Consider the following 17765-nt stretch of genomic DNA (forward strand, 5'->3'; position numbering starts at 1 on the left):
CGGGTACCCGGCACACCGGTGCGGTACGGGTGTGACGGCTGTTGCGAGGTGACGTGGACCGGGCGGATTCCGGCACGCGGTGGCCCGAGAACTACCGTCGGTGTAGGCCATACGCACGCGAGAAGGTAGCGTGCATATCTCAGCCATCCCGCAGAATGGATGGAGGCGCGCCCGAGCACGAATCGGCGCGGACGTCGACGCGGTCCTCCGGTCCGCTCCGTTCGCCCCCGCGCTGGGAGTGGCGCACCCGTGAGACGGCGTAGGAGAGAAGCGATACCTGTGAGCGCAGCGACAACGCGAAGCCGCACCCCCGACCGTCTGTGCGCCGAGGCGGTCGACCTCGCCCGTGCCGCCGCCGAGGAGGCCGCCGCGCCCGGGGTCGTCGGAGAGCACGAGGGACTCCTGTCCGAGGGCGACCGGGTCGTCACCCACTTCTTCGCATGCCGTGAGTTCGGCTACCGCGGCTGGCGCTGGGCCGTCACGGTCACCCGCGCCTCCCGCGCCAAGATCGTCACGGTGGACGAGGCGGTCCTGCTGCCCGGCCCCGACGCGCTGCTCGCACCGGAGTGGGTGCCGTGGAGCGAGCGGCTGCGCCCCGGCGACATGGGCCCCGGCGACCTGCTGCCCACCGACGCCGAGGACCTGCGCCTGGAGCCCGGCTACTCCGGCGAGGACGAGCCGGCCCCGAACTCCACGGTCGCCTCGGTCACCGGGGAACTCGCCGAGCTGGCCGAGGCGGAGGACGCCGAGGTCGCCGGGGTCGCCCCGGCCGACCTGACGATCGCACCCGCCCGCGGCTCGATCGCGTCGGTCGCCGAGGAACTCGGCATGCGCCGCGCCCGCGTCCTGTCCCGCTACGGCCTGCACATCGCCGCCGACCGCTGGGAGGAGGCGTTCGGCGCCAAGACCCCGATGGCGCAGGCCGCCCCCGCGCACTGTGTGAGCTGCGGCTTCCTCGCCCCCATCGGCGGCTCCCTGGGCCAGGCCTTCGGTGTCTGCGCCAACGAGTTCGCCCCGGCCGACGGCCGCGTGGTCTCCCTCTCCTACGGCTGCGGCGGCCACTCCGAGGCCGCCGTCATGCCGAAGCCGCCCCAGCCCCCGGCCCCGGTCATCGACGAGACCCGCGTCGACCCGTTCCCGCTGCGGCCGGCCCCGGACTCCGGTTCGGTCCCGGCGACGGAGGACGAGGCATCGGCGGAACTGGGGCACTCGTAGGGGGAGTCCCCCCGCGGGGATCGCCCCTCGACGGCCTCGGCGAAGGCAACGTCCTTCATCCGCTGCCTCTCCGTCAGTCGCCCGGAGGTGACGACGGAGAGAGCGGCCCGCGGAGCGTCCGGTGCCCGCTCGGGCGTGGGGTGAGCCTCCTTGGAGCCCGCGCAGAGAGGCGGGGCGGGGTACCCGGGCAGCGAGGCGGGCACAGGTCTCCGTGATCATGGAACTGTGACGCTCTGTGATCACTGGGGGAACCTGTGCCCGTGCTGCCGTCATGGCTGACCGACCCGCTCCGGGACCAATTCGCTGCCCTGCTGCCCGAGCACCCGACGGTCGATCCGTCCCACCCACTGGGTTGCCACCGGCCCCGCATCAGCGACCGGATCATCTTCGACAAGCTGCTGCAACTCCTGCGGTTCGGCTGCTCCTATCAGGCGATCGCCGACACGACCTGCTCGGCGACCACCATCCGCCACCGCCGCGACGAGTGGACCCGGCTCGGCCTCTTCGCCCGGCTCGAGCAGGTTGACGGCCGGCTCCGCGATGATCTGGCGGGCGGGATCCAGCGGTAGTCCCCAGGAGCGGAGTTGTTCCGCTCCGAGCAGGCGGCGAGGCGGGCACCGCGAGGTGTGGGGGAGACCTGCACGCTGAAGTTGTGGACGGGGATCGCGGGTTCGACGGTTTTCTGGTTCACGTCACTCAGGGTGGCGGTATCTGCGTACCGTGAGGGGTGACCCAGTGTGTGGATGCGGTCACTGTCCGGTGGTTGTCCGGTGCTGTCGAGGCTGTGCCGACGGTTGGTACGGGTAAGGCTCCCCAGGTGCGTCACGGACGGTTTCGAGGGAGAGGTGCGGCATGACGGCGGTCGAGGCGGAGGCGGGTCGGCTCAAGGGCGAGGCGGACGAACCGGGTTGGGAGGTCGATCCGGGCGCCGAGGGGGCGCCGCGGTCATCACGACCGTCGGACGGCGGTTGAAGCTGCGGCGCGAGGCGGTGGGGATGCGGGCCGTCGAGTTCGGGAGGGTGCTCGGGTACGGCGAGGGCATGGTCTACAAGATCGAGGGCGGCAAGCGGATCCCTCGCCAGGAGTTCCTGGACAAGGGCGACGAGGTCCTGGACGCGGGCGGGCTCATCTCGGCGGCCTGGGAGGACGTGAAGAAGGTCCGGTACCCGAGGAAGGTGCGGGAGCTGGGGAAGCCGGAGGGCAGGGCGGTCGAGATCGGGGTGTACGAGTGCAACATCATCCCGGGGCTGTTGCAGACGCCGGAACACGTACGGACCCTGATCAAGGCGGCACAACCGCCGTACTCACCTGACGATGTGGAACGCATGGTGGCTGCTCGGTCGGCCAGGCAGTCGGTCGTCGAACGAGACCCTGCTCCTTCCCTCCACTTCGTGGTGGAAGAGGCACCGCTGCGTCGACAGATCGCGGACACAATGGTGTGGCGACGGCAACTCGAACACCTGCTGGAGGTGGGGCGGTTGAACCACGTCGCACTTCGAGTCATGCCGACGAACACAGAAGCACACCCCGGCTTGGACGGCAGGATCGAGCTGCTGAAGTTCCCGGATGGCACGGCAGTAGGGCGTGCAGACGGCCTGTTCGATGGGCGGCCGGTCTCCGACCCCGAGCAGCTCCGCATCCTGGAGCTGCAATACGGCACCATCCGAGCGCAGGCCCTCCCGCCTCGGGAGTCGTTCGCCTTCATCGAGGAACTGCTGGGAGAGACATGATGCGCAAGGCTTCCGCCGGGGACACCTTCGAACCGGCGTGGTTCAAGAGTGGCCACAGCGGTGGCACCAACGGCGAGTCCTGTGTCGAGATCGCCACCGGCCCCGGCACCATCCACGTCCGCGACTCCAAGGACACCGCGGGCCCCCGCCTCACCTTCGCCCCGGACGCGTGGGCGAGTTTCGTCCCGTACGCGTCCGAGGGCTGAGTGCCCTGTCCGGTCCGCCTGCTACTCCAGCAGCAGACGGGCCAACTGGTCGGGTTCCTCGGCGTCCGGGGAATCCACGATGACCACCGGACCCGTCGGCAGTGCCCCCACGCCGTCCCTTCCGAACCGTGGGCCTTGGTGGGCGAGAGAGAGGAGGAAGGGTGCGCGCTGCGAGTGGTGGCTGCTTGTCCTTGCACGTCACCCACAGTGAAGTACCGGGCGGCCCGCTGTGAGCCATCCAGCGAATGCTTACGGTCGATGCCCGAGGGCTGTCCAGTGTTGTCCTGGTTGCCGGCGCGATGGTGACGGGGTGTTCAGCCGTGTCGGGGCTGGTGAGGTGATCGTGCGGGCGCTTTTCTGTGACCGGCTGGAGGGGAGCGGCCTCGCCGTGTGCGGTGCCGGGCCGGGTGCCCGCGCTCCGGGCGTGACACATCGTCCCAAAAGCGTGAGCACTTTGATTGTCACTGTTCTGATGGTGCTCGTTTGAGCACTCAAGTGTCACTTGGTCGCCGACTGCTCACGCTTTTCAGCAAGGTATCCGCCTCCGGCCCCACCACGTCGGGGCCACGGGTTCAGGACGTCGGCCTGGTTCCCGCAGCAGCGCCATCGCCGGTACGGGGCCGGTGGTGAGCATGCTCTTCTCGCCGGAGGCGGGTGGCGCGGTACCTTCGACCTCACGCCTATCAGGGGCAATGAGGAGAGTGACCGTGAGCATGTTCGTACGGCCCGCTGCCGAGGGCGCGGACCCGTTCGGTACGGCGCGGCTGCGGCGCGGGGTGCTGGATGCCTGGGCCGCCGGTCCCGCACGGTTCCGTGAGGATGCCAACGCCGAGGAGGACCTCGTCCTCGGCGGATACCGGGACCGTCTCGTCGTCGAGCTGGCGCAGAACGCGGCCGACGCCGCGGCCCGCGCGGGGGCGCCGGGGCGGCTCCGGCTCACGTTGCGTGACGGGGTGCTCGTCGCCGCCAACACCGGTGCCCCGCTGGACGCGGCCGGGGTCGAGTCGCTGTCCACGCTGCGGGCCTCCGCCAAGCGGGACACTCCCGACCGGGCCGTGGGGCGGTTCGGGGTCGGTTTCGCCGCCGTCCTCGCCGTCACCGACGAGCCCGCCGTCGTCGGCCGGCACGGCGGGGTGCGCTGGTCGCTCGCCGAGGCGCGCGGGCTGGCCGAGGAGAGCGCCGGGGGCAGTGCCGGGCTGGGGGAGGAGATCCGCCGGCGTGACGGACACGTGCCGCTGCTGCGTCTCCCGTTCACCGCCGAGGGCACCGCCCCCGAGCCGTACGACACCGCCGTCATCCTGCCGCTGCGCGACACGGCCGCCGCCGATCTGGCCGAGCGGCTGCTGCACGCCGTCGACGACGCTCTGCTGCTCGCGCTGCCCGGTCTGGAGGAGGTCGTCGTCGAGATCGGCGACGCCCCGCCCCGCACCGTGCGGCGCGGCAGCGACGGCGCGCTCACCGTGATCGAGGACTCGCGGGACGGCACCACCCGCTGGCGTACCGTCGCCGCGCACGGGCCGCTCACCGCGGACCTGCTCGCCGACCGGCCGATCGAGGAGCGGCTGCGCCCGCACTGGTCGGTGACGTGGGCCGTGCCGGTGGACTCCGACGGCACCCCTGCCCGGCCCCGCACCAGCCCGGTCGTGCACGCGCCGACGCCGAGCGAGGAGCCGTTGGGCGTCCCGGCCCTGCTCATCGCCTCCTTCCCGCTGGACTCCACCCGCCGGCACACCGCCCCCGGGCCGCTCACCGACTTCCTGGTGGAGCGCGCCGCCGACGCCTACACCGAGCTTCTCGCCGACTGGCGTCCGGTGACCGCCGGGATCATCGGCCTCGTGCCCGGTCCGCTCGGCCGGGGCGAGCTGGACGGCGCGTTGCGACAGGCCGTTCTCGGGCGGCTTCCGCGGACCTCGTTCCTGCCGCCCGCCGTCGAGCGGGGCGGGCGGGACGAGGGGGACGAGGAGGGCACGGAATCCGATCTGCCCGAGTCGCTGCGGCCCCGGGACGCCGAGGTCGTCGAGGGCGCCGGGGCGGACACGGTCCGGGTGCTCTCTGAGGTGCTGCCCACCCTCCTGCCCGCCGGGCTCGAACGGCGGGCCGAACTGCGCACGCTCGGCGTGGCCCGCCTTTCGCTGGCCGACGCGATCGACCGGCTGGCCGGGCTGGAGAAGTCGCCCGACTGGTGGCGGCGGCTGTACGAGAGCCTCGCCGGCGTCGACCCGGACCGGCTCTCCGGGCTGCCGGTGCCCTTGGCCGACGGGCGCACCGCCACCGGACCCCGGCAGGTGCTGCTGCCCGGTGCCGAGGCCGTCCGGATCGACCCCGCGACGCTGGCCCGGCTCGGCCTCAAGGTCGCCCACCCGGACGCCGCGCACCCCCTGCTGGAGAAGCTCGGCGCCCTCCCGGCGACTCCGCGCGCGGTGCTCACCACCCCGCAGGTGCGGGCCGCCGTCGCCGCCTCCTTGGACGACGAGGGGCCCCTGAACTGGGAGGACGAGGCGCCCGACGCCGAAGAACTCGCCGACACCGTGCTCGGACTGGTGCGCGACGCGGATCTCGAACCCGGTGATGAGCCGTGGCTGGGCGCCCTCGCGCTGCCCGACGAGGACGGCGAACTCTCCCCGGCCTGTGAACTGGTCTTCCCCGGCGGCCCCTTCGCCCAGGTCATGCGCGAGGACGAACTCGCCGCCGTGGACGCCGAGCTGGCACGGAAGTGGGGCGAGGCCCCGCTGGCCGCCTGCGGCGTGCTGGTCGACTTCGTCCTCGTCCGCGCCACCGACGTCGTCCTCGACCCGGACGAACTCGAGCCCCGCGAAGGGGACTTCGCCGAGCCCGACGACGTGGGTCTGCTGGACGCGGTGGACGTGTGGAGCGAGGACGTCCTCGACCGTTTCCCCGACAGCCCGGTGCCGCCCGTCGCCACCGAACTCGTCGCCGTCCGCGACCTCGACCTCGTGGACGACGACCAGTGGCCCCGCGCCCTCGCCCTGCTCGCCCGCCCGCCGCTGCGCGACGCGCTCACCCAGCCGGTCCGCGTCCTGCTGCCGGACGGCACCCACGAGGTCGTACGCCCCTACACCGCGTGGTGGCTGCGCGGGCACCCGGTGCTCGGCGGCCGCCGCCCGGCCGGTCTGCGCGCCGCCGGGAGCGACCCGCTGCTGCGCGGCCTGTACGACGAGGCCGACGCCACCGGCTTCGAGGACGAGCAGGTGCTGCGGGCCCTCGGCGTCCGTACGTCCGTGTCCGCGCTGCTCGACGAACCGGGCGGCGCCGCCGAACTCCTCGACCGCCTCGCCGACCCCGACCGTGAGGTCACCTCCGGCCAGTTGCACGCCCTCTACGGGGCGCTGGCCGACCTGGACCCGGAGCGGGTGACCCTGCCGGACGAGCTGCGCGCGGTGATCGACGGCCGGGTCGAGGTGGTCGACGCCGCCGACGCGGTGGTCGTCGACTCGCCCGACCTGCTGCCGTTCACCGAGGGCGTGGCCCTGCTGCCCGTCCGCCCCGCGCGCGCCGCCGAGCTGGCCGAACTGTTCCAGGTGCGGCGGCTGAGCGAATCCGTCACGGGGGAGGTCGACACCGAGGGCACCGAACACGACGTACCGGAGTCGGTGCGGATGCTGCTCGGGGCGGACACCCCCGCCACGTACGTCGAGCACGAGGAACTCGTCGTGGACGGTGTGGAGATCGACTGGCGGCTGACCCGCGACGGCGTGCTGCACGCGGCCACCCTGGAGGGGGTCGCCGCCGGGCTGGCCTGGGCGGCCGGGGAGTGGCCGCGTCGGTTCGAGGTCGCGGCGCTGCTGGAGGATTCGTCCAGGACCGGGGAGCTGGCCCGGGACCGTTGGTTCGACTGACCGAAGCGGGTGGGCCCGGGAGTGGCCGCGTCGGTTCGAGGTCGCGGCGCTGCTGGAGGATTCGTCCAGGGTCGGGGTGGGGGCCGGCCCGGGATCGTTGGTTCGACTGACCGGAGCGGGTGGGCCGGGGCCGGCTCGGCCCCGGCCCACCCGTCGACGGCGGACGGTCCGGTTACTTCGTGGGCGCCTGCGCGCCGGACGCCTGGGCGAACTCCTCCAGCTCGTGGGCGAGCGTCACCGCGTCGTACGGGCCGGTGTGCCGGCGGTTGCCGATGAAGAACGTCGGCGCGCCGCGGGCACCGCTGGCCTCGGCGCTGGCGGCGTCCGCCCGGACCCGGGCGGCCGTCTTCTCGTCCTCGAGGTCGCGGAGGAACTTCTCGACGTCGAGTCCGAGGTCGGCGGCGTAGCCGATGGTGTCCTCGTACTCGAGCTCGTCCTGGTGCTCGTAGAGCATCTTGTGCATGTCCCAGAAGCGGTCCTGGTAGCCGGCGGCGACGGCCGCCCGTGCGGCGAGTTCGGCGTGCGGGTGCACGTCGGGCAGCGGCAGGTGCCGGAAGACGTAGCGGAACCGGTCGCCGAAACGCTGCCGCAGTTCCGCGGTGACGCCGGTGGCGCGGGCGCAGAAGGGGCACTCGAAGTCGCCGTACTCCACCAGGGTGAGGGGTGCGTCCGGGGGGCCGAGGATGTGGTCCGTCTCCGGGTCGACCGGGCGGTCCAGGTAGCGGGGCAGGTCCGCGTCCGTCTCGCCGCGCAGGACGGCGGCCAGATGGAACACCAGCCAGCCGAGGACGGTGGAGAACACGGCCGCGAGCAGGACACCGACGGTCGCCTCGGCGCGGATGGCCGGGTCGTCGAAGGCGAGTCCGACGATCAGCAGGGAGACGGTGAACCCGATCCCGGACAGCACGCCGCCGCCCAGGACATGGCCCGGCCCCACCCCCGTCGGGAGCTTCCCGAGGCCGGCCCAGGTGCCGAGCCGGGCGCCGCCCCAGATGCCGAGGAGCTTGCCGACGACGAGACCGACGACCACGGCCCAGGTGACGGCGGACGTCAGGGCGTTGGTCAGGACGCCGTTGCGCAGGTCGACACCGGCGTTGGCCAGCGCGAACACCGGGACGATGACGTAGCTGGACCACGGGTGGAGGACCGTCTGGAGCCGCTCGTTGACGGAGACGGCCTGCTGGAGCCCCTTGCGTGCCGTCTTGCCGACGCCCGCGAGGGGTGACTGGCGGAAGGCGCGGAAGAGCCGCGCGGCCTGCTCCACCCCTTCCCGCGACGGGCTCCGGGCGGGGATGAGGAGACCGCCGAGCATGCCGGCGATGGAGGCGTGGAGGCCGGCATCGAGGGTGGCGAGCCACATCACGAGGACGATCAGGACGTACGGGGCCGCATGCCAGACGCCGAAGCGGGTCAGCGCGGCCAGGACCACGCCCAGGACGAGCGCGACGATCAGCGCCGGCACGCTGATGCTGCCGGAGTAGACCACGCCGATCACGGTGACGGCCACGATGTCGTCGATGACGGTGATGGCCAGCAGGAAGACGCGCAGTTGCGTGACGAACCGCGGGCCCACCACGGCGAGCGCGCCCAGCATGAACGCGGTGTCGGTGCCGATGACGACACCCCAGCCCCCGGCGGCTTCGCCCCCGGGCGCGATCGCCAGGTACAGCAGGATGGGCACGGCCATGCCGCCGATCCCGGCGAGGGCCGGGATCATGATCCGGCTGCGGCTGTTCAGCTCGCCCACGGAGACCTCGTAGCGGACCTCGAGGCCGATGACGAAGAAGAACAGGGCCATCAGCCCGTCGTTGACCCAGTGCTCCAGGCTCATCGACAGCTCGGCGTTGCCGAGGGAGAGGGAGAGGTCGGTGTGCCAGAGGGAGGTGTACGCATCCGACCAGGACGAGTTCGCCCAGATCAGGGCCACCGCCACAGCCACCAGGAGCAGGCCCGCGCTGCCCGCCTCGGTCGCCATGAAATTGCGGACCGGGGTGGACAGCTGGGCCGCCAGCTCGCTCCTCCGCGACCGGGACTGGGAGTCCTCGGACTTCTTCGCGCGCAGCATCATCAGGGGCTCACCGCCCCGGTCCGGCCCCTGGCCGTGGCAGGCAGGCGGGAGGTGAGGGGGATGGCGCTACGGTCCGGTCGCTGATTTTTAAAGTTTCTCCACATGTTTTCCAATTCTCGTACAACCATTCGGTGGCGCTCCGCATCTGATCACGTGAGTCAACAGACTCCATGGTCACTCAGGTCCCGGGTGTGACGACGAGCCGTTGGGTGACGTACCCAAAAACGTCGACCCCTGGGCCCCTTTCTCCACGTGGAGAACGCATGCGTATTCGCACCACCGTCGCCGTGGTATCCGGCGCCCTGGCCCTGTCCGCCTTCGCCGCGCCGGCCGCGCAGGCCGACGACTCCGCCGGGGACACGAAGATCTCCAACGTGGTGGTCAACGGCGGCAAGGCCGTCGTCGTCGACGCCACGAAAGCGAAGAAGGTCACCCTCACCTTCACCGCCACCGACAACTCGGGCATCGCCTGGGCCCATCCCATCCTGTACCGCGGCGCTTCCATCGAGAAGTCCGAGACCGGTGCCCTCGCCGACAGCAGCGACGGCCGTGCCAAGTGCACCAAGGTCGACGCCACCAAGTCGACCTGCAAGGCCACCTTCACCCTGAAGCAGCGGGACAACCTCATCAACTCGGTCGCCGGCACCTGGAAGGTGTGGATCGTCGCCGCGGCCAAGGACGACGACTACATGGAGAAGGAGAACGCCAAGAGCTTCTCCGTGCAGCGCGCCTCGAAGCTGACCGTCGACGCCTCCCCCGAGCCCGTGAAGAAGGGGAAGACGATCACCGTCACCGGCAAGCTGTCGCGGGCCAACTGGGAGACCGGCAAGTACGCCGGTTACAGCGCCCAGTCCGTGAAGCTGCAGTTCCGCAAGAAGAGCTCCAGCACCTACACCACCGTCAAGACCATCAAGTCCAACTCGACGGGCAACCTGAAGACCACCGTCAAGGCCTCCGTCGACGGCTACTTCCGGTACTCCTTCGCGGGCACCTCGACCACCCCGGCCGTCAACGCCGCCGGCGACTTCGTCGACGTGAAGTAAGCCACCCCGGACAACCGGTCACGCGGCCCCACGCCTCTCAGAGGCGTGGGGCCGCGTCGGCACGAGGCGGGTGCTCGCCCGCCGGGCCGGGCGCTAAGCGGGAAAGCGCCGGTCCACCCACTTCCACAGAACCTCCAGGGTGGCCGCCGCCGCCACCGCGATGCCGACCGCGGCCCACGGCATCGTCAGTCCGACCAGCTTCAGCGCGAAGAACTCCTGGAGCCACGGCACGGCCAGCACCAGCAGGAAGCAGGCGCCCATCGCCGCCACCAGCCCGATCCGCCACCACGTGTACGGGCGGGCGATGATCGCCAGCACCCACATCGAGATCAGGAACAGCGTCAGCGTCGCCGCGCTCGTCTCCGCCTCCAGCGCGCCCTCGCCGCTGTAGTGGTGGCGGGCCAGCAGGTACGTGGTGAAGGTCGCCAGCGCGGCCAGCACGCCGCCCGGGATCGCGTACCGCATGACCCGCCGTACGAAGTTCGGCCGCGCCCGCTCCTTGTTCGGGGCGAGGGCCAGGAAGAACGCGGGGACGCCGATGGTGAGCGTGGACAGCAGTGTCAGATGGCGTGGCAGGAACGGGTACTCCACCTGCGAGCACACCACCAGCACCGCGAGCAGCACCGAGTAGACGGTCTTCACCAGGAACAGCGTCGCGACCCGGGTGATGTTGCCGATCACCCGCCGCCCCTCGGCCACCACCGACGGCAGCGCGGCGAAACTGTTGTTGAGCAGCACGATCTGCGCGACCGCCCGCGTGGCCTCGGAACCGGAGCCCATCGCCACCCCGATGTCGGCGTCCTTCAGGGCCAGGACGTCGTTGACCCCGTCGCCGGTCATCGCGACCGTGTGCCCGCGGGACTGGAGCGCGCCCACCATGTCCCGCTTCTGCTGCGGGGTGACCCGCCCGAACACGGTGCCCTCGTCGAGCGCCCCGGCCATCGCCTCCGGCTCGGAGGGCAGCCCGCGCGCGTCGACGACGGTCCCCGTCAGCCCGAGCTTCCCGGCGACCGCGCCGACCGACACCGCGTTGTCGCCGGAGATGACCTTGGCGTCGACGTCCTGCTCGGCGAAGTACGCCAGCGTGTCCGCGGCGTCCGGCCGCAGCCGCTGCTCCAGCACCACCAGCGCGGTGGGGCGGACACCGACGGCGACCCCGGGGTCGTCCAGGGCCCGCTCGGTGCGGGCGAGGAGCAGTACCCGCAGACCCTGCTCGTTCAGCCGCCCCGTACGGGCCAGGGCAGGGTCGTCGGCGTCGAGCAGGACGTCGGGCGCGCCGAGCAGCCAGGTGGAGGCGGGGGAGGCGGGAGAGGCGGCCCCGTCGCCCTCGGCGAAGGCGGCACCGCTGTACTTGCGGGCGGAGGAGAAGGGCAGGGCGTCGGTGCGCCGCCAGTCACCGGGGGCGGGGTAGGCCTCGGTGATCGCCTGGAGCGAGGCGTTCGGCCGCGGATCGGAGACGCCGAGGGCGCCGAGCACGTTCCGGACGTACGCCTCGCCGGTGCCGGTCTCGGTGCCGGTGCCGGTGCCGGTGTCGAGCAGGTGCAGCTCGGTGACGTTCATGCCGCCCTCGGTGAGGGTGCCGGTCTTGTCCAGGCAGACCGTGTCGACGCGGGCCAGTCCCTCGATGGCGGGCAGCTCCTGCACCAGGCACTGCTTGCGGCCCAGCCGGATGACCCCGATCGCGAAGGCCACCGAGGTGAGCAGCACCAGCCCTTCGGGCACCATCGGAACGATCCCGCCGACCGTGCGGGCGATGGAGTTCTTCAGCTCGGCGTCCTTGACGAACAGCTGGCTGATGATCAGTCCGGTCGCGGTCGGGATCATCATCCACGTCACGTACTTGAGGATCGTGGAGATGCCCGAGCGCAGCTCGGAGTGGACCAGCGTGAACCGGGACGCCTCCTCGGCGAGCTGCGCCGCGTACGCCTCGCGCCCCACCCTGGTCGCCTGGAAGGCGCCGCTGCCCGCGACCACGAAACTTCCGGACATGACCTGGTCACCCGGCTGCTTGACCACGGGGTCGGCCTCGCCGGTGAGCAGCGACTCGTCGATCTCCAGCGAGTCGGCCTCCGCGCACACCCCGTCGACGACGACCTTGTCACCCGGCCCGATCTCGATCAGGTCGTCCAGCACGATCTGCGAGGTGCCGATCCCGGCGCTCACCCCGTCCCGGCGCACCGTCGGCCGTGCCTCGCCGATCACGGCCAGGGAGTCCAGGGTCTTCTTCGCCCGCCACTCCTGGATGATGCCGATCCCGGTGTTGGCGAGGATCACGAAGCCGAACAGGCTGTCCTGGATGGGCGCGACACCCAGCATGATCACCCAGAGGACGCCGATGATCGCGTTGAACCGGGTGAAGACGTTCGCGCGGACGATCTCGGCCAGCGACCGGCTGCTGCGCACCGGCACGTCGTTGACCTGCCCGAGGACCACCCGCTCCGCCACCTGGGCGGAGGTCAGGCCGGTCACCGGTGATGTCAGGGAGGCAGGACGCGCGGCGTCGGTCCGCGTGTCCGCGTCGAGAGGGGTCATGCAGATGACGGTACGTGGGCCGGAAGGGCTTCACCCACCGGATGCGCCGAAGATCCGACCTGGGTAGGGGGTGTGGGTCCGTGGTCGTACGGGAGTTGCGGTCGGCCGACCGACTGGTCGACCGACCGGGCCGTCAGTCGGCCGAGAGGGTGGGGGAGGGACCGCGGAGGGATTCCGCCTCCGGGATCCCGGAGGCGGAATCCGCGGCGTCCACGGCCTCCAAGGTCTGCGCGGCCTGCGTCGCCTGCGCGCGCTTGATCGCCGCGTCGCGCCGGCGGACGTACCAGATGCCGATGAAGCCGAGCCCGCCGCCGGCCAGGCAGGTCCACAGCCACCAGGCGTGGCCGCGGTCGTCGAACCAGCCGTAGAACGGAAGCTGCACCAGGAAGAGGGCGAACCAGGTGATCGTGCCGCCGACGATGGTGGCGACCACGGGGCCCTCGAGGGGCTCCGGTGCCTCGTGCTTGGGGGTCCCCTTGACGATGTCGGAGAGACCCGAGAAGAAAGCGGCCATGCGGACAGCTTACGAGGAACGGAAGGTGTGACGTCCGCCGCGTCCCCGCCATCCTCACTCGTCTACGCGCGGAGATAGCGGGGGCGTCGTTATATGTTCATACTGAATCCGTTTGTCTCTGACCGCTTCTGTTCGTAGAAAACGCCAAAGGGCTTTGGTTGAGGCCCGCCGGCGATGAGGTTTCGTATGTCCACGTCGGCCCCCGCCAAGGCTCCGATGCCCGATCAGCCGGGGCCCGGCCCCGGCTCCGGCGCACTGGACCGCTACTTCAAGATCTCCGAGCGGGGCAGCTCCCTGCCCCGCGAGATACGTGGCGGATTCGCCACCTTCTTCGCGATGGCCTACATCATCGTGCTGAACCCGATCATCCTGGGCAGCGCGAAGGACATGTACGGCAACCAGCTCGACAACGGTCAGCTGGTCACCGCGACCGCCCTGACGGCGGCGTTCACCACGCTGCTCATGGGCGTCATCGGCAACGTGCCGATCGCGCTGGCCGCCGGTCTCGGCGTGAACTCGGTCGTCGCGCTCCAGCTCGCCCCGCGCATGTCCTGGCCGGACGCCATGGGCATGGTGGTGCTGGCCGGTTTCGTCGTCATGCTGCTGGTCGCCACCGGTCTGCGCGAGCGCGTGATGAACTCCGTCCCGCACGGCCTGCGCAAGGCCATCGCCATCGGTATCGGCCTGTTCATCATGCTGATCGGCCTCGTCGACTCCGGGTTCATCTCCCGCGTGCCGGACGCCGCGAACACCACGGTGCCGCTGCAGCTCGGCAGCGACGGTCACCTCATCGGCTGGCCGGTTCTCGTCTTCATCCTCGGCGCGCTGCTGACGCTGACGCTGATCATGCGCAAGGTGCCCGGCGCGATCCTCATCTCGATCGTCGCGATGACCGTTCTCGCCATGATCATCAACGCCGTGGCCGACATCCCCTCCTGGGGCCTGACGGACCCGACCTGGCCCGGCAACCCGGTCTCCACCCCCGACTTCGGCCTGATCGGCGAGGTCAGCCTGTTCGGCGGTTTCGAGAAGGTCGGCATACTGACCGGCGTCCTGTTCGTCTTCACCGTGCTGCTGTCGTGCTTCTTCGACGCGATGGGCACGATCATGGGCGTCTCCGACGAGGCCAAGCTGACCGACGGTGAGGGCCAGATGCCCGGCATCAACAAGGTCCTGTTCATCGACGGTGTCGCGGTCGCCGCGGGCGGCGCCAGCTCCGCCTCCGCCACCACCGCCTTCGTGGAGTCCACCGCCGGTGTCGGCGAGGGCGCGCGCACCGGCTTCGCCAACGTCGTCACCGGCGCGCTCTTCGCCGTCGCGCTGTTCCTCACGCCCATCGCCACCATGGTCCCGTCGCAGGCGGCGACCCCGGCGCTGCTCGCGGTCGGTTTCCTGATCCTCGCGGGCTCGATCAAGGAGATCGACTGGGCGGATCACACCATCGCCATCCCGGCCTTCGTGACCATGGTGATGATGCCGTTCACCTACTCGATCACCAACGGCATCGGCATGGGCTTCATCACCTTCGTGGTGCTGCGCCTGGCGGCCGGGCGCGGCAAGGAGGTGCCGGTGCCGCTGTACGTGGTGTCGGCGGTCTTCGCCTTCTACTACCTGATGCCGGCGCTGGGCCTGACCTGATCGGACCCGACCCGGCGGGGGAAGCGCTGCGGCTCAGCGCTGCGGCTCAGCGCTGCGGCTCAGGTGACGTCGTAGAACTTCTCCGTCTCCTCGACGGCGGTCTGGAACCGCTGGTCGAAGTCATCGCGAATGAGCGTCTGGACGACATAGTCCTGGACGCTCATTCCGCGTTTGGCGGCATGCTGTCGGAGCCGTTCGAGCAGCTCGTGGTCCATGCGCAGGCTGAGTACGTCGGTCCCCATGGACATGAGCGTTGCCGCACATCCCGGCTCGGCGTGCCCGCATCCACGCAGGGATCACCCGTATGAGTGATTCGAGTGAGCGATTTGACCGAGCGGTTCGACCGAGCGGTTCCGCGCATGAGTGGCCGACGCCATGGCGACCGGTGGGACGTGGGCTCGCCCCGAGCGGTCCTTTAGCGAGGGTAATGAGTTATGCTAAATAACATGCCGGACCTCAGCCAGGGCGACGACGAAGCTGCCGTGAACGCCCTTCGATCCGCGGTGATGCGCCTGTCCCGTCGGCTCAAGCATCAGCGCGTCGACGAGTCGCTCAGCCCCACCGAGATGTCGGTGCTGGGCACCCTGGCCCGGTGCGGCCGGGCCACCCCGGGCGAACTCGCCCGCAAGGAACATGTCCAGCCGCCCTCGATGACCCGCATCGTGGCGCTGCTGGAGGCCAAGGAGCTGGTCCGGCTGGAGCCGCACCCGGACGACCGGCGCCAGAAGGTCGTCACGCAGACCGAACAGGCGGAGGCGATGCTCGAGGAGAGCCGCCGCAGGCGGAACGCCTTCCTCGCCACCCTGACCGAGCAGCTCGACGAGGACGAGTGGGCGAAGCTCCGTGCCGCCGCCCCCGTTCTGGAGAAGCTCGCGCACATCTAGGAAACCCAGCAGCTGTCACCAGGAGGCGAACCTTGAGTACGGGATCCGGAGCAGACTCCGCCCCCGCACCTGACACCCACGACACCCCGACCGCCCCCGAAGCGCCGGACCGGAGCACCCGCAAGTCCGGGATGTTCTCCTCGCTGAAGGTCAGGAACTACCGCCTGTTCTTCATCGGCCAGGTCGTCTCCAACATCGGCACCTGGATGCAGCGCATCGCCCAGGACTGGCTGGTGCTCACCCTCACCGCCTCCTCGGCCGCCGTCGGTATCACCACGGCCCTGCAGTTCCTGCCGATGCTGCTGTTCGGCCTGTACGGCGGCGTCCTCGTCGACCGCCTGCGCAAGCGTCCCACGCTGCTCGTCACCCAGTCGGCGATGGCCCTCACCTCGCTGGCGCTCGCCGCCCTCACCCTCACCGGACAGGTCGAGGTCTGGCACGTCTACGTCGCGGCCTTCGTCACCGGTCTGGCCACAGTGGTCGACAACCCCGCCCGCCAGTCCTTCGTCGCGGAACTCGTCGGCCCCGGCCAGCTGCAGAACGCGGTCAGCCTGAACTCCGCGAACTTCCAGTCCGCCCGGCTGGTCGGCCCCGCCGTCGCGGGCCTGCTGATCACCGGCGTCGGCACGGGCTGGGCGTTCCTGCTCAACGGCCTGTCCTTCATCGCGCCGCTGGCCGGCCTGATGATGATGCGGGCCCGCGAACTGCACGCCGTCACGCCGTCCCCGCGCGGCAAGGGGCAGCTGCGGGAGGGGCTGCGCTATGTCGCGGGCCGGCCCGAGCTGGTCTGGCCGATCGTCCTGGTCGGCTTCATCGGCACGTTCGCGTTCAACTTCCCCGTCTACCTCTCGGCCTTCGCCGACGACGTCTTCCACGGGGGCGCGGGCGTCTACAGCCTGTTCAACACGCTGATGGCGGTCGGTTCCCTGGCCGGCGCCCTGCTCGCCGCCCGGCGCGGCACGGCCCGTCTGCGGCTGCTGATCCTGGCGGCGATGGCCTTCGGCGGACTGGAGGTCGTGGCGGCCGGGGCACCCACCCTGTGGCTGTTCGCCCTGCTCATGATCCCGATCGGCCTGTTCGCCATGACGGTCAACGTCACCACCAACACCAGCATCCAGATGGCCACCGACCCGGCCGTACGAGGCCGTGTCATGGCCCTGTACATGATGGTCTTCCTCGGCGGCGCGCCCGTCGGCGCCCCGATCGTCGGCTGGATCACCGACACCTACGGCGCCCGTGTCGGCCTCGCGGTAGGCGGTGCCATCGCCGCCCTCGCCGCCGCCGTGATCGGCGGAATCCTGGCCCGTGTCGGCAATCTGCGCCTGGCGGTCGGCTGGGACGGCGGGCATCCGCGGATGCGGTTCGTGCCGCGCATCCCGGGAGGCACCGGCCCGGACGGCATGGCGGGGACGGCCGTACCGGTGGGGGCGGCGGCGGCCGTACCGGCGGGGGCGGTCAGTCGCGGGGGAACTCGTCGGTCCTGAGGGCGAGGCCGACGACCGTCCCGGTCAGGTCGATCTCCTCGCCGAAGCCGAAGGTGACGGCACCGTGGTACGTGCCGTCCTTCGGCAGGGTGTGCAGGTGCCACTCGCCGGTGTACGGGTCCACGATCAGGTACACCGGCACGCCGGCGGCGGCGTAGGTGTCCTTCTTCGGGCCGTAGTCGTTGCCGGCGGTCTTCCTGGAGATCACCTCGGTGATGAACTCGAGGTCCTCGCAGCGCCAGAGTCCTCTGTCGTTCCTGGTGGCGGCCTCGGCCATCAGGGCCAGATCGGGGGCAAAGCCGTTGAGATATCCGGGGTGGTCGATGCGAACGTCGGACTTGAGGCGCTTGCGGGGATGCCTCACGCGCAGCTGATCGTAGATGTCCGCGATGATCTCCCAGTGGGTGTCCCGCTGCGGCGTCATGAAGATGTGCCCCCCGACGATCTCGGTCTTGTAACCCTCGGGGATGGGCAACTTCTCCAGCCACTCGAACATCGTGTCGAGCGTGAGCTCGTCTCCGGTGTCGGCCATCGCGATCCTGTCTTCGAGGACGGTCATCGTGGCGCTCCTCCCCGGCTGCCGCTCCATGCGCG

General features: G+C 70.8%; 12 protein-coding genes and 3 pseudogenes. 9 read left to right on the forward strand and 6 right to left on the reverse strand.

Annotated features, from left to right (window positions below; genetic code table 11):
* The first annotated feature begins 279 nt into the window (after window positions 1-279).
* Both ACFP2V_RS06290 and ACFP2V_RS06295 read left to right on the forward strand, forming a co-directional pair.
* Window positions 280-1215, forward strand: coding sequence for a DUF3027 domain-containing protein (locus ACFP2V_RS06290; protein WP_381206679.1), 936 nt, complete (start codon window positions 280-282; stop codon window positions 1213-1215).
* Between the two features lie 254 nt (window positions 1216-1469).
* Window positions 1470-1769 (forward strand): annotated as a pseudogene (locus ACFP2V_RS06295) (transposase); the annotation flags it as partial.
* On the opposite strand, the pseudogene ACFP2V_RS06300 reads toward ACFP2V_RS06295, so the two are convergent.
* Window positions 1722-1906: pseudogene (locus tag ACFP2V_RS06300) on the reverse strand (ATP-binding protein); the annotation flags it as partial. The pseudogenes ACFP2V_RS06295 and ACFP2V_RS06300 overlap by 48 nt on opposite strands.
* Before the next feature lie 161 nt (window positions 1907-2067).
* Between ACFP2V_RS06300 and ACFP2V_RS06305 the strand changes: the two are divergent.
* From ACFP2V_RS06305 to ACFP2V_RS06315, 3 genes and pseudogenes are all read left to right on the forward strand, one after another.
* Window positions 2068-2945, forward strand: a pseudogene (locus ACFP2V_RS06305) (helix-turn-helix domain-containing protein).
* The gene (locus tag ACFP2V_RS06310; protein ID WP_381206681.1) at window positions 2942-3151 is read left to right on the forward strand and encodes a DUF397 domain-containing protein; all 210 of its coding nucleotides are present in this window, start codon (window positions 2942-2944) and stop codon (window positions 3149-3151) included. Before ACFP2V_RS06305 ends, ACFP2V_RS06310 begins: the two are co-directional and overlap by 4 nt.
* A gap of 707 nt (window positions 3152-3858) precedes the next feature.
* A complete protein-coding gene (locus ACFP2V_RS06315) occupies window positions 3859-7008 on the forward strand; it encodes a sacsin N-terminal ATP-binding-like domain-containing protein (RefSeq protein WP_381206683.1) in 3150 nt (1049 codons plus the stop codon).
* A 172-nt stretch (window positions 7009-7180) separates the two neighbouring features.
* Here ACFP2V_RS06315 and nhaA read toward each other — a convergent pair whose 3' ends face one another.
* Window positions 7181-9073: a Na+/H+ antiporter NhaA gene (gene nhaA / locus ACFP2V_RS06320; RefSeq protein WP_381207532.1), complete on the reverse strand. Its 1893-nt coding sequence runs from the start codon at window positions 9071-9073 to the stop codon at window positions 7181-7183.
* Window positions 9074-9339: 266 nt separating this feature from the next.
* On the opposite strand from nhaA, the gene ACFP2V_RS06325 reads away from it, so the two are divergent.
* Window positions 9340-10119, forward strand: coding sequence for a DUF5707 domain-containing protein (locus ACFP2V_RS06325; protein ID WP_381206686.1), 780 nt, complete (start codon window positions 9340-9342; stop codon window positions 10117-10119).
* A 93-nt stretch (window positions 10120-10212) separates the two neighbouring features.
* Here the strand turns inward: ACFP2V_RS06325 and ACFP2V_RS06330 are convergent, their stop codons facing one another.
* Both ACFP2V_RS06330 and ACFP2V_RS06335 read right to left on the reverse strand, forming a co-directional pair.
* Window positions 10213-12651 carry an HAD-IC family P-type ATPase gene (locus tag ACFP2V_RS06330; RefSeq protein ID WP_381206689.1) on the reverse strand — a complete coding sequence of 813 codons (2439 nt, stop codon included), beginning with the start codon at window positions 12649-12651 and terminating at the stop codon, window positions 10213-10215.
* A gap of 133 nt (window positions 12652-12784) precedes the next feature.
* Window positions 12785-13135: a DUF2530 domain-containing protein gene (locus ACFP2V_RS06335; RefSeq protein ID WP_381207535.1), complete on the reverse strand. Its 351-nt coding sequence runs from the start codon at window positions 13133-13135 to the stop codon at window positions 12785-12787.
* A 216-nt stretch (window positions 13136-13351) separates the two neighbouring features.
* Between ACFP2V_RS06335 and ACFP2V_RS06340 the strand changes: the two genes are divergently transcribed.
* Window positions 13352-14803, forward strand: coding sequence for an NCS2 family permease (locus ACFP2V_RS06340; protein ID WP_381206692.1), 1452 nt, complete (start codon window positions 13352-13354; stop codon window positions 14801-14803).
* Between the two features lie 59 nt (window positions 14804-14862).
* Here the strand turns inward: ACFP2V_RS06340 and ACFP2V_RS06345 are convergent, their stop codons facing one another.
* On the reverse strand, window positions 14863-15045 hold the full coding sequence (locus ACFP2V_RS06345; protein WP_055573657.1) for a ribbon-helix-helix protein, CopG family: 183 nt from the start codon (window positions 15043-15045) through the stop codon (window positions 14863-14865).
* Window positions 15046-15249: 204 nt separating this feature from the next.
* Between ACFP2V_RS06345 and ACFP2V_RS06350 the strand changes: the two genes are divergently transcribed.
* Together ACFP2V_RS06350 and ACFP2V_RS06355 are read left to right on the forward strand one after the other, a co-directional pair.
* Entirely contained in the window at window positions 15250-15687 is a 438-nt protein-coding gene (locus ACFP2V_RS06350) for a MarR family winged helix-turn-helix transcriptional regulator (protein WP_055596679.1), read from the forward strand.
* A gap of 32 nt (window positions 15688-15719) precedes the next feature.
* Window positions 15720-17171, forward strand: a complete 1452-nt coding sequence (locus tag ACFP2V_RS06355) for an MFS transporter (RefSeq protein ID WP_381206697.1) — start codon at window positions 15720-15722, stop codon at window positions 17169-17171.
* Here the strand turns inward: ACFP2V_RS06355 and ACFP2V_RS06360 are convergent.
* On the reverse strand, window positions 17143-17730 hold the full coding sequence (locus tag ACFP2V_RS06360; RefSeq protein ID WP_381206700.1) for a Uma2 family endonuclease: 588 nt from the start codon (window positions 17728-17730) through the stop codon (window positions 17143-17145). The genes ACFP2V_RS06355 and ACFP2V_RS06360 overlap by 29 nt on opposite strands.
* Between the last annotated feature and the right edge of the window lie 35 nt (window positions 17731-17765).

Origin of the sequence: Streptomyces incanus, from assembly GCF_042656345.1 — a bacterium.
GTDB lineage: Bacteria > Actinomycetota > Actinomycetes > Streptomycetales > Streptomycetaceae > Streptomyces > Streptomyces incanus.